Annotated in this window: 13 protein-coding genes and 1 pseudogene; 6 read left to right on the forward strand and 8 right to left on the reverse strand. The window is 58.6% G+C overall.

Annotated features, from left to right (window positions below):
• Positions 1 to 85: 85 nt before the first annotated feature.
• The 3 genes from HMPREF3155_RS01865 to HMPREF3155_RS01875 form a co-directional block, all read right to left on the reverse strand.
• On the reverse strand, positions 86 to 1,252 hold the full coding sequence (locus HMPREF3155_RS01865; protein ID WP_070432444.1) for a restriction endonuclease subunit S: 1,167 nt from the start codon (positions 1,250 to 1,252) through the stop codon (positions 86 to 88).
• A gap of 1 nt (position 1,253) precedes the next feature.
• Entirely contained in the window at positions 1,254 to 2,828 is a 1,575-nt protein-coding gene (locus tag HMPREF3155_RS01870; RefSeq protein WP_070432445.1) for a type I restriction-modification system subunit M, read from the reverse strand.
• Between the two features lie 90 nt (positions 2,829 to 2,918).
• The gene (locus HMPREF3155_RS01875; RefSeq protein ID WP_070432446.1) at positions 2,919 to 3,299 is read right to left on the reverse strand and encodes a zinc ribbon domain-containing protein YjdM; all 381 of its coding nucleotides are present in this window, start codon (positions 3,297 to 3,299) and stop codon (positions 2,919 to 2,921) included.
• A 115-nt stretch (positions 3,300 to 3,414) separates the two neighbouring features.
• Here HMPREF3155_RS01875 and HMPREF3155_RS01880 point away from each other — a divergent pair, with 115 nt between their 5' ends.
• The gene (locus HMPREF3155_RS01880; protein ID WP_070432447.1) at positions 3,415 to 4,023 is read left to right on the forward strand and encodes a CueP family metal-binding protein; all 609 of its coding nucleotides are present in this window, start codon (positions 3,415 to 3,417) and stop codon (positions 4,021 to 4,023) included.
• A 416-nt stretch (positions 4,024 to 4,439) separates the two neighbouring features.
• Here HMPREF3155_RS01880 and HMPREF3155_RS01885 read toward each other — a convergent pair whose 3' ends face one another.
• Positions 4,440 to 5,153 carry a Fic family protein gene (locus HMPREF3155_RS01885; protein WP_246817632.1) on the reverse strand — a complete coding sequence of 238 codons (714 nt, stop codon included), beginning with the start codon at positions 5,151 to 5,153 and terminating at the stop codon, positions 4,440 to 4,442.
• Positions 5,154 to 5,177: 24 nt separating this feature from the next.
• Positions 5,178 to 5,894 carry a helix-turn-helix domain-containing protein gene (locus HMPREF3155_RS01890; protein WP_070432448.1) on the reverse strand — a complete coding sequence of 239 codons (717 nt, stop codon included), beginning with the start codon at positions 5,892 to 5,894 and terminating at the stop codon, positions 5,178 to 5,180.
• A gap of 115 nt (positions 5,895 to 6,009) precedes the next feature.
• On the opposite strand from HMPREF3155_RS01890, the gene HMPREF3155_RS01895 reads away from it, so the two are divergent.
• Entirely contained in the window at positions 6,010 to 8,538 is a 2,529-nt protein-coding gene (locus HMPREF3155_RS01895) for a hypothetical protein (protein WP_246817633.1), read from the forward strand.
• A gap of 29 nt (positions 8,539 to 8,567) precedes the next feature.
• Positions 8,568 to 9,218: an MOSC domain-containing protein gene (locus tag HMPREF3155_RS01900; RefSeq protein ID WP_070432450.1), complete on the forward strand. Its 651-nt coding sequence runs from the start codon at positions 8,568 to 8,570 to the stop codon at positions 9,216 to 9,218.
• Here HMPREF3155_RS01900 and HMPREF3155_RS01905 read toward each other — a convergent pair.
• Positions 9,193 to 10,716, reverse strand: coding sequence for an ATP-binding protein (locus tag HMPREF3155_RS01905; RefSeq protein WP_246817634.1), 1,524 nt, complete (start codon positions 10,714 to 10,716; stop codon positions 9,193 to 9,195). The genes HMPREF3155_RS01900 and HMPREF3155_RS01905 overlap by 26 nt on opposite strands.
• Before the next feature lie 390 nt (positions 10,717 to 11,106).
• On the opposite strand from HMPREF3155_RS01905, the gene HMPREF3155_RS13205 reads away from it, so the two are divergent.
• The 3 genes from HMPREF3155_RS13205 to arfB are packed head-to-tail and all read left to right on the forward strand — an operon-like array spanning position 11,107 to position 12,891.
• The gene (locus HMPREF3155_RS13205) at positions 11,107 to 11,898 is read left to right on the forward strand and encodes a Fic family protein (protein WP_246817637.1); all 792 of its coding nucleotides are present in this window, start codon (positions 11,107 to 11,109) and stop codon (positions 11,896 to 11,898) included.
• Between the two features lie 8 nt (positions 11,899 to 11,906).
• Positions 11,907 to 12,416 carry a putative glycolipid-binding domain-containing protein gene (locus HMPREF3155_RS01915; protein WP_246817639.1) on the forward strand — a complete coding sequence of 170 codons (510 nt, stop codon included), beginning with the start codon at positions 11,907 to 11,909 and terminating at the stop codon, positions 12,414 to 12,416.
• Positions 12,417 to 12,447: 31 nt separating this feature from the next.
• Entirely contained in the window at positions 12,448 to 12,891 is a 444-nt protein-coding gene (gene arfB, locus HMPREF3155_RS01920; RefSeq protein WP_070432453.1) for an alternative ribosome rescue aminoacyl-tRNA hydrolase ArfB, read from the forward strand.
• Between the two features lie 69 nt (positions 12,892 to 12,960).
• Here arfB and HMPREF3155_RS01925 read toward each other — a convergent pair whose 3' ends face one another.
• A complete protein-coding gene (locus HMPREF3155_RS01925; RefSeq protein ID WP_083281220.1) occupies positions 12,961 to 13,254 on the reverse strand; it encodes a HigA family addiction module antitoxin in 294 nt (97 codons plus the stop codon).
• Positions 13,241 to 13,434 (reverse strand): annotated as a pseudogene (locus HMPREF3155_RS12480) (type II toxin-antitoxin system RelE/ParE family toxin). Before HMPREF3155_RS12480 ends, HMPREF3155_RS01925 begins: the two are co-directional and overlap by 14 nt.
• Positions 13,435 to 13,436: the final 2 nt, after the last annotated feature.

Raw genomic sequence — 13,436 nt, forward strand, 5'->3', positions numbered from 1 at the left:
GCGGACTCGCGGTACCAACTACCCCAAATCGACACCAATACGTGAAGCACTGGAACCATGTATCCATGCCACTTCAAAATTGCCATTAAAGTTCTCCTTGGAAAGCGCGGGTGGAGAGGGATTTTTGTAGTTCCGCGACGAGTTCGAATCGCTTGCTTAGCAATTGCCGGAGTTTATCGGTCATTTCTATTTGCGTTTCAAACCTAGAAAGCTCTGCGGGACCCAATACCGGCACTTTTAGCTTTCTAAGGTCCTTCACGTTCAGATGCTTTGAAGTCGCCCCGACCATCAGCATTCCTATGCGATTAGGGTCAAGCGAATAGAGTATTGATTGAAGAAGCCAATTACTTGAGGTCTTTTCCAGATCAGGACGAACCTGAACAAGACGCTGCCCCATACAAGCCCTTAGGCCAGCTGGGATCTTTGCGGCAATTCCTACGGTTCCTTCTCGGGAAAGAACAATATCGCCCTCCACTAGTTCGGCACGCTTTGTTCTTTCTTCAAACGTCTTCGATGACACGTATCTACGCTTATCCCATTTGAGACTGCCTACAGCCAAATTCCCTGTCCACAAGCAAATTTCTCCCTCTTCAGCCCATTTTGGGGTTGAATGCGGGCAATCTATAACTGCAACTGAAAGGTCTTCCAAAGGGCTCGTTGGAGCGTTCTGCGCAAAGCCTCTAAAAATTGATTCTTCAAATTGCCGGACTAACGCCTCCCAACCACTTACCAAGGCTTGAATTCTATTAACCTCATCCAAAATCGCCGCGATGCGGCGCTGCTCGTCGAGGGGAGGGAGCGGGATTCGAATGTCCGCCGCCCTTGATTTAGAAAGCTCCTTGAACGTCGCACCTGTACCCCGCGATTGAAGGACATCTTTCTGCGAAAGCAAATAGTGGGCTAGGTAGCGTGCATCTATTTCGGAGGAAGGAAGGAAGCTCTTGCAGCCCTGATTCGTAGCCATCGGCACTTGTGCAATTGCAACATATCCAATTGGCGCACGGCTCGAAAGCACAACACTTCCTGCCGGAAGAAGCACGGCAGAGCTTTTATCAACACCTTTTTGAGTAATGGCTCGTGCCCCAGAACATACTTCGAGCCCCTTTAGTTTGCTCAGATCGGCAGGTGTCACCCATGGAATCTCACCGTCCCAATACTCCGCAACACTCGTCTTCGGTGTGCCACCTGAAACAACCTCACACACATCCCCCAACCGCACCATCGGCCAGTCGTGCTTTGCCGTGCTCGCCATGTTATTTCCCCTCGCTAAGCATGGACTTGAGGTTGGCAAGGCCTTGGACGATGTCGCGGTCGAGTTCTTCGATTTCGGCGATGATGTCCATGGGGTCGCGGGTTTCTTGTGCTTCGAGGACGATCTCCTTGTAGCGGTTCATGGAGAGGTCGTAGTCGGCTTGGGCGATCTCCTCCTTGGGCACGGTGAAGGAGTAGTCCGTGCGGGCGCGCTCACGCTCGTCGGTGGTGCGGGAATGCCAGCGGGCAACAACGTCCGGAAGGTTGTTGAGCTTCAGCTGCTCGTCGGTGAGGGTGACGGAGGTGGGGACGTCGGCAAGCGCGGGATCGCTCAGGTCCTGGATATGGGAGGCAGGGGAGGGGCCGAGCAAGGGGGCGTCAAGAAACGGAGTACGTTTGTCATCCAGGGAGTAGCCATCTGCGGTGACGTCATAGAACCACACCTCATCGGTACCGCCCGAATCCGTGCGGGTAAAACACAAGACAGCGGTGGACACACCCGAGTAAGGCTTGAACACGCCGGAGGGAAGTTTGATGACAGCATCCAAGCGCTGATCCTCAACCAAGGTTTTGCGAAGAGCCTTGTGGGCCTTGGTGGAGCCGAAGAGAACGCCTTCAGGGACAATCACTGCGGCGCGGCCGCCCGGCTTGAGCAGCTGCAGGAAACGGTGGACAAAGAGGATCTCCGTTTTCTTAGCCGTCGTCACCGACTTGAGCTTGGGATCGATGGCATCCTTATCCAGGCTGCCCGCGAAAGGTGGGTTGGCCAGGACGAGATCGAAGGCCTCATCGTACTTCGTAGGCAGCTTCTGCAGGGAGTCGTGGTGGGAGATGTTGGGATCTTCAAAACCATGCATGAACATGTTCATCGCCGCGATGCGCACCATGGTTTTGTCAAAGTCGAAGCCCGTCAAGCCCTCTGTGATGAACGTTCTGCGGGTGTCCTTGTTGTAGAGGTCTTCGCGGTGATGGTGGGCAATCCAATCATTGGCAGCCACCAAGAACCCGGCAGTGCCACAGGCCGGGTCAATGATGTGCTGCTGTGGCGTCGGCTCCATGAGCGCGACGAGGAGCTCGATAATGTGGGTGGGTGTGCGGAACTGGCCGTTCGTACCCGAGGTGGACAGCTTGTCCAGCATGTACTCATACAAGTCGCCCTTCATGTCCTTGTTCGGAAAGTGCAACTGGTCAATGAGCTCCATGACGCGCGAGAGCGTGGCCTCAGATTCAATCTCAAAGGAGGCGTTAGCCATGTGTCCTTGGAAGCCTGTGCCGCCCATCTCCTTGAGGAAGGGGAAGACCTTGGTGATGATGGTGGCCTTGCGGCGGGCGATATCACGGTCCTCGATGAGATTGCGCCACCGCAGATCCTGTTGGCTGGCATCAAAGATGTTGTCCGTCGCGGTGGGATCTCCTAACGCCCGGCGCTTATCAATCTGGACCTGGCGCTCGTCGAGGTCCTTGATAAAGAGCAGGTAGGTGAACTGCTCGATGACGGAAACAGGGTTGGAAATGCCGCCGGACCAGAAGGTGTCCCAAATGCGGTCGACGTTGTTTTTGAGGGCGCCGGTAATCATGTAATTAAGCGTAACTGTCATGGGGATCCGTGCTGGCTATTAGCTCGCGGTAGGAAGTACCTCCGACTCTGCCCCACGCAGGTTTTAATACTAAACCTTCTTCACCACCGCAGGCTTGAGCTTCATCGCGCCGAAACCATCAATCTTGCAATCGATGTTGTGGTCTTCCTGGCCGGTGCCGGCGTCGAAGTTCAAGCGGATGCCGCGCACCTTCGTGCCAGCCTTTAGCGGCTGTTGCGCGCCCTTGACCTTAAGGGTCTTGGTGATGGTGACCGTGTCGCCGTCGGCAAGCACATTGCCCACCGAATCCACGATGACCGTCATGGACTCGTCTGCTGCTGGGTCACCAGGAGCATCGGCGGAGAACTCGTGCGCGCACTCCGGGCAGACAATCAGCGGCGGCATTTCGTAGGTGTACTCGGAGGAGCATTCGGGGCAGGGCGGCAAAGTTGCGGCCGAAGTATCAGACATAGGGGAGAGTTTAGCCTGCGTAGCGCGAAAAGATGATCCTTCTCTCATCCCTTTGATTGATACCCCGGTGGGGTATAGGCTTGAGTAAACATATTCGGACCCATTCGGAAGACTTATGAAACGCCTCATTTCTCTTGCGGCTGTGTGCGCCGCAGCCATCACCCTGTCCGCCTGCTCCACGGAGAGCCCCGTCCCGAGCGAAGCCTCGAAGAGCGCCGTTTCCAGCACCGACATCCAACAGGTGTCTGCCGAGGAGATCCTCGACGAGTTCGATCTCGAAGGGTTGGATGGCCCGGAGATCATCGACAAGCTGGACCACATGCCCAAGGAGGAGCGCCCTAGCGATCTGCACGCCTCCGTGCTGCCGAACGAGCTAGTCCTCACCGCCGAGCAGGGCCAAGCATCCCTGCCCTTGCCGGAGGACAAGTTCTACGTCTCCATCGCGCCGTACATGACCCAGACCCATGACTGCTTCAACCACTCCCTGACCACCTGCACTGGTGAGCTCAGCAAGGAAGACATCCACGTCACCATCACGGATGATGAAGGAAATGAGCTAGTCAACGAAGACACCACGACGTTCGACAACGGCTTCATTGGCTACTGGCTGCCGGCCGACAAGAAGGGCACCATCACCATCGAGCAGGACGGCAAGACCGGCGAGGTCCCACTGGACACCTCCGAGGAGGGCGCAACCTGCATCACCACCCTGCAGATGGCCTAAACCGCTCATTCATTCACCACGGTGAATCCCACGTCCTGGGGTTCACCGTTTGTCGTTTTATGGTGTCCACGCAGTGCTTGCCGACGTCAACAGTGTTCTGGGCAAGTCCCCATACGGCCACTCCCTGAAGAAATCTCCGAGCAGGCAATTGACCACAACAAGTCCGCTGGTGTCGTCAACTCTGTTCCTTTTAGCCACGCCACCCCGTCGGCGCCGGCTTCTTGGGCGCAGGCGTTGTGGCTGCCCTGCTCGGCGCCATCGCCGCATTCCTGCAGTCTGTCGGCGTGGTCAAGGCTGACTTCTCCGCTCTGCAGAAGATGTTCCGCTAAGCACTACAGCACTATGCACTAAAGGATGCGCTGAGCATTCAGCCCCCACGTAGGCCCTCCGCTTCGGAAGCGGAGGGCCTACTGCGCTTACTGGGAGGACTCCTCTAGGCAGTCATACAGGAAGTCCATCAAGGTCGTAGCGTCATCGGATCGGAACAGTTCATCGAGGGCAAGGTTGAATTCCAGCCTTCTCGCATTAGGGATATTAAGTGCTGCGTAGCCATTGCTCATCAAGAGGCCTGACGCCACAAGCCGTGCGGTTCGCTTGTTTCCATCGAAGTAAAACTGGCTACGCGTGGCAGAGCAGAAATAGGCCAACGCTTGCTCGACTGGGTTTTCAAGCCCTTGAAGGGAGACCAGCAAATCGGCATGAGCTTCACCCAATTCATCAGCAGGGTCGAAAGGGATGAACCCGCCATCCATGAGCCGCACTCCACCGCCATCTCCCTCCACATGGCCTTCACCACGGAAAAGACCAGCGTCCAGGGCCTCGTTCCTTGCTAGCACGGCATGGAGTGCGTTACTGGTGGCTTTATCCACCGCACATTCCTCTTTGAGGACCAGCTCATGGAGCAGGTTGAAAGCTTCTGACAAGTCCAAGATCTGTTGCTGTTCAGCAAGCGCCTTTCCACCCACCGTGACGCCATCGAGCAACGTACGGACTTCTGGGAGGGTGAACGTGTTTCCTTCCAGCGCGGCGGCATTCCACACCAAGTCAGGAAGTTGCTTGGTGAGTCGAAATAACGCGCGCTCGGTCCCCAACTCCACAATGTGAGGTCGCTCGTGGTGCTCCCAGCTCACTCGGCTCGTCGCTCTTCTCATCACCTATGCCCCTCCCACATAGTTTTCTGCGCACACATCAATAGCAAGTTGATGCGGTAATACGTAGTGTATTCCTGATTCTTTTGTTGCGCCCGTGAGCTCTTCACCAGCCACTGGCACGAGGGTGATCCCTCCGGATACTGGCTCAGCACTGGCACGAATCCGCGTGGGTAATGAAGGCACGATGTCTGCTGGATTTGTGCACCAAATCAATGTTGATCGAGGTTCTCCTTCACCAGCGATATGCCCCGAGACTTGTTGAGCTGCAAAGGCACCCGACATCGCCCACGGTTGCCCGCTCGCATCAACCGCTGAGGCAAGCGTTATGGGATTCGCCGGTAAAAAATGGAGAGCACCCTGGCGGCCGTAGGGGTTGGAGGCCCACGCGGCCCGTTCCATGAGAGCCCGGTAGCTACCGCCGCCGGCTGGAGCGTCACCCCACTGCACAAAGCGGTCAATCCAGGCTTTAACGTCCGGCTCCTCACTTGCGAGTTCCCCAAGAAGCACTCGGGCGGCTGTCGCGGCGGCGGCATCGCTCATGCGGTGTACCTGTACGGAAACCTCATACCCAAGCACGCGCATTACCTTCTCCAAGCCAGCCAAACTCGGTTGAGCTGTCTCACGCAACCACAGGTTGAGCGTATTTCGTGAGACCCCCGAACGCCGAGCCACTTCGCTCAGGCTGAGCGGGCTTTTCTTGAGGAGTTGTACTGGGTCCATGGCCCTACTATAGCTAGCTGTCCTATCGATAGGACACCTGTCCTACTCATAGGACAGTCAGGCCGCCTACCAGCGACATGGCAACAGCACCCCGCGGTGTCCTATGATGAAGCAAATGAGCGCGGAGATTTATTCACTTCCCACAACGCCGTTGGTCACCACTGATTTCATCGAACAGGGCCCCCGGATTTCACTGCGCCGGGGAAGCAACATCCTCATGCTTCAGCTGCCCGCCACGTACCCCGAAGCGGAACTGACGGATCCGCGGTGGGTGGTCAAGTCCCACTTCATCGATCGCCCGCATTCGGTGCGCGAATTCGCCACCGAAGAGCCGCTGGAAGTCGGCATCCCTGGGCCTTTTACCCGCATCGAAGTAACCCTGCGCGATGGCGATGAGGACCTCATCGAGACCGTCACCTTCACCGGCATCACCGATGAGGCGCCGTTCATCGTCTATGACCGCACCACCCTCATCGCGCCGCAGGGCACGCTCGAGGATGCCGAGCCGCTGGGCATCTGGGCCGGCTGGGAAGTGGGCCCGCTGCCGGAGCAGGTCCGAGTGCCGCAGAGGGAACCGGTGGACGTCGCCAAGCACGGCGATTTCGAGTGGGACTTTGACGTAGCAACCCTGCCTAACGCCCGGGGCCTCGACAACGAGCCCGTGTTCACCAAATCGCCGCGCGTACACCTGATTGCGGAAGGGGAGTGGCGCATCGATCTCACCTACGCGCCCCTCGGCGGCGAACAGGAGGAGATTTCGGAGCAGACTTTCGACGCAGGCATCGCTGAGCCTTTCCCGGGTGACCTCTACGAAGACCCGTGGGTGGGCCGCTACAAGGTGTCGCTGTGGCACGACGAGCAGCTTGTCGACGTCCGCTTCATCTCCCTCGCCGAGGGCCTCCACATGCGCGCCACCAACGACGGCCCGCGCGGCATGGATTTCCGCATCATCGACGCCCTCGGTGCGCACTCAACCTTCAGCTACACGCTGGCCTCTCCGCCAAAGAAGCCCATCGCGCTGGAGAAGGGACCACGCACCCTCGAGGACACCGAGGTCTCTCGCCGCGAGGTCGTAGCCAGTGAGGCCGGCTATGAGCTGGAATTCGATGTTTGGCCCGAGGCCTTGTTTAGCCGCGTCAAGCGCATCGGCTTGGAACCCACTGAGCACTCCGATAAGCCAGTGATTTTCGCCGGCCAGCTCGATCAGGACGATATGTTCACCGTCCACTCGCCGCGCCCACTGCCGCTGGCGAAGTTCGTCACCATTGACGGCCGCCAGAAGATCAAGGAGCTGGCCCGCACGTCGAAGACGACGCAGGCGGTCACCAGCCTCGCCGTCCCCAACGCCGCGCTGGCCAACGCCGTGCGCAAACAGCCAACGGCCGAGCTTTTCCTGATGTGGTCCACGCTGTCCTACGAGGATTACCTGGACTCCCTCCCGGCGGGGGAGCGCGAGGCTCACCAGGCCCGCAGCTTGGAGCGGCGCATCGTCGAATACGAAGCATCCGCCTCCACCAGCCTCATCTATGCGGCGCTGGCCACCGTCCGCAAGTCCCCCTTCGTCAGCCGCGGTCTGCTCAATGGCGATGAAATCATCATTGAACAGAACGCAGAACCGCAGGCAGATTTAGTGGGCTGGGCCTGGCCTTTGGCCGAGCCCAGCGTAGCGCCCACCCAACTCATGCCCACCGAAGAGGGGTTTGAACTGCCCGCGGAGCTTGCTGAGCATGGCTCGCTGCTTGTCGATGTCCGCGAGCTTCGCGCCTCCTCCAACCTCGCCGCCCCTGCACGCCCCTCCAGCGCCTCCATCGTGATCACGCCGGAAGGCTCGCCCGCAGCTCTGGCCTCGAAGGACTGGACTCCGGAACAGCTGTGGGGCACCTTCCGCGCGCTCCACGTGCTCTCCCAGCGCAGCCCCAACCCCAAACTGCAGGCGATGTTCGACAGCACCATCGATCGCCTGCGCGCCCAACCGGAGGCCGCGGTCCACACTCTGGCGCGCACCGGCGTCAGCGTCAACCAGCAGGCCCGCTCGCTTGCGCGCACGCGCTTGTTCCACTCGCCGCTGGAGCCCACTGCCGAATCCGGCGTCGATAGCTACCTGGATCTCCTCCTCAATCCCTCCACCAGCGAGAACCCCGAGCTCACCGCCGTGCGCGAGTCCGGCGCTGATGGACTGACCCGCCCGATGCTACTCAATGCTGCGACCATTCACAGCCCCACACCGCCCGTCGATGACCTGATGGGGGAGGCCGGCCGCGTCGCCGCGCTGCGTGAGTGCTTTGCCAACAACGGCGCCCTCGATGCGCTGGGCACCATCGAGCACCTACGCAAGGACGCCACGGCACTGGCCTCGCTGGTGCAAAACGCGGGCGTTGACATGTCCGTCAACCACACCCTCATCGCGTTGGGTGCCTTTGCCAGCGGAAACACCGCCGACGAGCTCAACGCCGCTGCCTGGATGCCCTATATTTCCTATGCCTTCGCCCTGGCATCCCGCGCCGCGGCGAACGACATCATCATGGAAAGCCCCCTACTCAAGGAGGACATGCCCATGCTTGCCGACGTCCTCCCGCTTGCCCCCCGCCTCTTCTTCTACGACCTCGTGACCGCCGAAGCGCTCTTCCGCGATCGCGATATGTAAGCGCGTGAGATGTGCCACAATGGGTGAGCATGAAGGTTATCTCCACGAACGTCGCTGTCCGCCGCCCGGAGCCGCACGGGCGGCACGAGTACACGGGCATCGATAAGCAGCCGTGCCCCTTCCTGGACCTAGAGATTCCCGGGCCCAATTATGGTGACGGCTCCGGCGTGGTGGGGGATTCCATCGGCGACCACGCCCACCACGGCGGCGCTGAGAAGGCCGTCTACGCCTATGCCCGCGAGGAGCTCGACTACTGGGAGGGCACGCTCAACCGCGTGCTGCGTGACGGCTACTTCGGGGAGAACCTCACCACCGAGGGGATCTCCTGGCCGAATATGCTGATCAACCAGCAGATTCAGGTGGGGGAGTGCGTGCTCGAAGTGTCTATCCCGCGCACGCCCTGTGCCACCTTCTCCGGCTGGATGGACGAGCCCGGTTGGCTCAAGTCCTTCACGGAGCGCGGTGATTGCGGCTCCTACCTGCGCATCATCGAGCCTGGCCGCATCACTCCTGGCGATGAAATTACGCTTATCGGCCGCCCCGACCATGACATCACCATGGGCATGGCCTTTGCCGCCAAGATGGGGGACAAGGAGCTAGCCCGGCGCGTCGTCGACGCCGGCTGCCTCGCCCCAGTCCACCACGATCAGCTGGTTAAGCGCCTGCAGCCCCGCGGTTAGCTAGCCATTCATAGGTTGTCGCTTGTGAACCGCGCGTGCCATCCATACGCACGAATCGTGCCTTCACCAGTGACTTCAGCGCATATCGGACCTGCGCTCGAGTAAGGTTTGTGGCTGTTTCTATTTCGCCGATAGACAGCGGTTGTGCCGCCGTACGCAGCGCCTCCGCTACGCGCGGGGCGTTAACACCCAGGCGTTCCAAGGTCACTGGTGCATCCACTCGTCGTTCCGGGCCGGTGCCTGATTCCTCCTTGCGTAGTGGCTCCCAGATACGGGCCTCTCCACGAGTGTCCGGCCGCCACATTTTCACCGTAAATTGCACGCCGGAATCTATCAGGTCAGGCTCCGGTAGTCCTTGCTCTCGCGCGGCATCCAGCATGAGCTGCACGCCGCCGCCTTCGCCCTCAATAACAAAAGAGCCATCGTCTGCTTTGAGATATCGGCACAGTCTATAGAGCCGCTGGTTAATCTCCTGGCGCGCCAGATCTCTCGACTTGAGCTGTTCAACCGTCAGATCCCGTAGGCCTCCTGGACTGGAGATAACCATCTTGTCCGGTAATAGGCGGACATCAATCGATTTACCCGCACCCAACGTATTTGGCCCAAGATCACGGTGCACCAATGCATTAGCCACGGCCTCTCGAATGGCCGGAAGGGGAAGTTCAGGAACTTCCACCATTGATCCGTCCTCTCGATATCGCCGTACGGCGGCTAAACGTTGCCTTACCCATCCCATTACCGAGTTCAACAGCACCGGAACGGGCCCCTCAAAGGTCTCCAACCCCAACACTCGCCCGTGCTTCGAACCATTTGGTAGCCTTTGCGCCACCGTTACTGCTAAGGAGGGAAAATGCCCTTGGGGATAGAAACCCAGCGCATACAGGCCAGCAAGCGTCAGCTCTCCAGTCGCGGTCGTCACCGCTAGCGCCCGTAAGACGTCCTCATCTTGAGTAAGTCCCGATAGTCGCCGATTCTTTTTCCGCGCCTGAACCAAGAAATCTTGCACCACGTCGCTATCTAGGTCTGCAAGGCTCGTGCCTTCCACAATCGTCGTGTCATAGGACACTGCCTCTTCGGCATGCAGCTTTGCCACGTCCATCATGCGCAGCTCCGAGGCACTCATACGGTAGTCCCCATCAGCCATTCGAAGATACGCTTCTCCCCTGTAGATAGCAGGCTTATCAATAATCGGAAGACCCGTAACCTCCGCAATCACGACATGCGTGCCATCTATTGCCACACTGTCGGTATGCACTGTGACTGGAGGGGTGATGGCATGACGCGCCTGCGAGGCCAGAGCAGCCTCCATCTCCGAAGGACTCTCAATGCCAGTGACAATGAATCCTTCCTTCTCATTGACACCGAGAATGATAAGGCCGCCACTCGGCATGTTTGCGAACGCGCACAATGTCTGCGGTAGAGAGTCCGGAATGCCCCCTTGAGCGGTTTTGACCTCGACTGTTGTTGAATCACCGCCGCGCAACTCAAGCTCAGCCAATAGCTCTCTCAGCTGATTCTCGGACCAACTGTTCACGATGAATACCCGCCCTCAATGTTAACAATGACGGCTCAATGCTAACTTCATTCCTCTTCAATGACAAGAGTTCTCATTGATCTTCCCATTGAGGTGTCATTGACATTCTCATTGAGGCCAAATTATGGCCCTGAAACCCCGTATGTTTAAGATTTATCTAGCGCATAAACCGCAATGAGTGGTTGGATAAGAGTTATCCAACCAATCATTTGCTGTCTGACGAATGGATAGCCTCTACAAGCCTCACTACGTTACCGAGAGCTGGATCCCCGAATCAGGCTCCGGCACTCCCCGGCGCGATAAGGCCGGAGGCCCTTTTTAGGTCTATGTCCCTGACCATCTTGTAAGTAAGGCATGGAGTTTTCCCCAGAGCTCACCAGGCGGGCAGCACGTATCGAGCGAGAGATCTTGGATCTCAACCGTCATGCTGCTTCTGGCCAGTTGGAGTCTGTGGCCCGCTTACTCATGCGTTCTGAGGCGATTTCTTCCTCACGCATTGAAGGTATTGCGCCCAACGCCGATAAGGTTGTCCTCGCGGAACTCGCCCAAGTAGAAGAAGTCCGTGGTTTTAAGGAAGGCGCGGAAGAGGTTGCCCGCAACCTCACCGTTCTGCGTTCCATTGAGAAAAGCTTTGCCACCGAACCGACAATCTCTGTCGAGCTTCTCGAAAAGCTTCGAAGAGAGTGGATGGGGGAGAAGGGCTCTATTTCCACTGGACTTCGCACTATTCAAAACTGGACCGGTGGAAGTAACCACACACCCATTGGGGCCGAGTTCATCCCAGCGCCCCCAGGCCTAGTCCATGACCTCGTGGATGACTTATGTCTTTACCTCGATGGCGCTTCGCACGGTGCTCTCATCCAGGCCGCAATTGCTCACGCTCAGTTTGAAACGATTCATCCCTTTGCAGACGGCAACGGGCACGTTGGCCCTGCTCTCATTCATGGAATTCTTCTGCGCCGCGGGCTTACGAAGTACACCATTCTGCCGGTAAGCCTCCTCCTCCTCGGTACGCGGTCCAAATCGAAAGCTACCTGCCTTTTCGCACCATCGAGCGTTGTAAAATCCTCACCATGGAGCGCACGTATAAGTGGGAGCATGTCGAGACTCCCCTCATCCGGAACGAGGCCGCAGTTCATTTTTTAGGAGCCGGTTTGACCGCTTCCGGAGTGCAATACGGCGATGGATACGAGGCCACGTGGGAGCTGCGCGCCGCGGAGAACTGGATGACCGAACGTGTGTCGGTGAACGTTGAAGGCGACGGATGGGGGCGAAGCCTCGAGCTGTTAAGGTCCGAACAAGGCGTGTGGTCGGCGGAAACCAATGAAGAGGGCGCCCAGCCTGAAGAGCTGCCTTCCCCCGGTATCGTCCAGTCAGCCGACCTGAAAGGCGCACTCGATTGCGATCTCGGTCTGTGCCCTCTCACCAACACAATGCCTATTCGTCGCTTGACGCTGCTTGAGACTCAGGTTCCGAAAACACAGCTGATCATGGCTTGGATTGATATACCGTCCCTCCAGGTGATCGCATCAGACCAGTACTACAGCTCCGTCGATGCTGAAACTGCCCGATATGAAAGCGGAACACGGGGAGTCGACGTCGAGTTGGAGGTCGACGGTGGCGGCGTGGTCGTACACTACCCTGATCTCGCACGGCGGGTCTGATCCGGAAGCAACTCTAACTAAGCTGGGCGGTATGAACGACCTGACCATCGCGCCTGGCCCAGGGATCCCCGGGGGTCTGGTCATCGTCGCCGCCGACCTGACGGAGCGGTTCGCGAAGTCGTCGGGACCAGGTGGCCAAGGCGTCAATACTACGGACAGCAAAGTGCAGCTTTCCGTCGATATCGCTACGTGCTCATCGCTTTCCGACGCCCAGCGTCGCCGCGTCCTTCACAACCTCGAACACCGCCTGGACGGCACAGTACTCACCGTGAGCGCGTCGACGCAGCGCTCGCAGGTCCGTAACCGCACCGAGGCACGCGAACGCATGGCCGCCCTCTTGCGTGAGGCGCTCGCTCCGCTTCCTCCTCCGCGGCGCAGGACCAAGCCGACGCAGAGCTCGGTGCGACGCCGTCTCGAAGCGAAAAAGCGGCGCTCGGAACTCAAGTCCACGCGACGGCGGCCCCAAATTCCCTAGTTCGAACCATCCGCGTGCATATCCTCACGCTGACGGACCTGGTTCGGGTAACCGCTACGCTGAGACAGCTTAGACCGGTTGAATCCGCTCGATTTCCGAGAGGATCTTGTCTTCCGCCACGTCCAAGTCATATTGAGCCTGTAACCCGAGCCAGAACTGGGGGCTCATTCCGAAAAACTTCGCTAGACGAAGGGCCGTGTCAGCGGTTACAGCGCGCTTACCGTGAACAATTTCGTTGATCCGGCGGGGCGGAACGCCGATGGAGACGGCGAGCTTGTGCTGGGTGATCCCCATTCCTTTGAGGAAGTCCTCCATGAGGATCTCACCGGGGTGAACCGGAGGGAGCTTGTCAGTGGTAGTCAACGATCTCAACCTCCTCTGGCCCCGCGGCGGACCACCGAAAACAGATCCGCCACTGGTCATTGATTCGAATGCTGAACTGACCCCGCCGATCACCTTTCAACGCCTCGAGCCGGTTTCCCGGGGGATCCGCTCTCGATTCCACAGACGCTCAGTGTCCTTGTCAGCGAACGACTGGATCATGC

The sequence above is a fragment of the Corynebacterium sp. HMSC06D04 genome (assembly GCF_001807315.1).
Taxonomy (GTDB): domain Bacteria; phylum Actinomycetota; class Actinomycetes; order Mycobacteriales; family Mycobacteriaceae; genus Corynebacterium; species Corynebacterium simulans.

Bases quoted from the DNA above. Each gene is read 5' to 3' on its own strand.
- HMPREF3155_RS01900 (WP_070432450.1), top strand. From the start codon at position 8,568: ATGAAGGTTATCTCCACGAACGTCGCTGTCCGCCGCCCGGAGCCGCAC.
- HMPREF3155_RS01890 (WP_070432448.1), bottom strand. From the start codon at position 5,894: ATGGACCCAGTACAACTCCTCAAGAAAAGCCCGCTCAGCCTGAGCGAA.
- HMPREF3155_RS01865 (WP_070432444.1), bottom strand. From the start codon at position 1,252: ATGGCGAGCACGGCAAAGCACGACTGGCCGATGGTGCGGTTGGGGGAT.
- HMPREF3155_RS01895 (WP_246817633.1), top strand. From the start codon at position 6,010: ATGAGCGCGGAGATTTATTCACTTCCCACAACGCCGTTGGTCACCACT.
- HMPREF3155_RS13205 (WP_246817637.1), top strand. From the start codon at position 11,107: ATGGAGTTTTCCCCAGAGCTCACCAGGCGGGCAGCACGTATCGAGCGA.
- HMPREF3155_RS01880 (WP_070432447.1), top strand. From the start codon at position 3,415: ATGAAACGCCTCATTTCTCTTGCGGCTGTGTGCGCCGCAGCCATCACC.
- HMPREF3155_RS01870 (WP_070432445.1), bottom strand. From the start codon at position 2,828: ATGATTACCGGCGCCCTCAAAAACAACGTCGACCGCATTTGGGACACC.
- HMPREF3155_RS01875 (WP_070432446.1), bottom strand. From the start codon at position 3,299: ATGTCTGATACTTCGGCCGCAACTTTGCCGCCCTGCCCCGAATGCTCC.
- arfB (WP_070432453.1), top strand. From the start codon at position 12,448: ATGAACGACCTGACCATCGCGCCTGGCCCAGGGATCCCCGGGGGTCTG.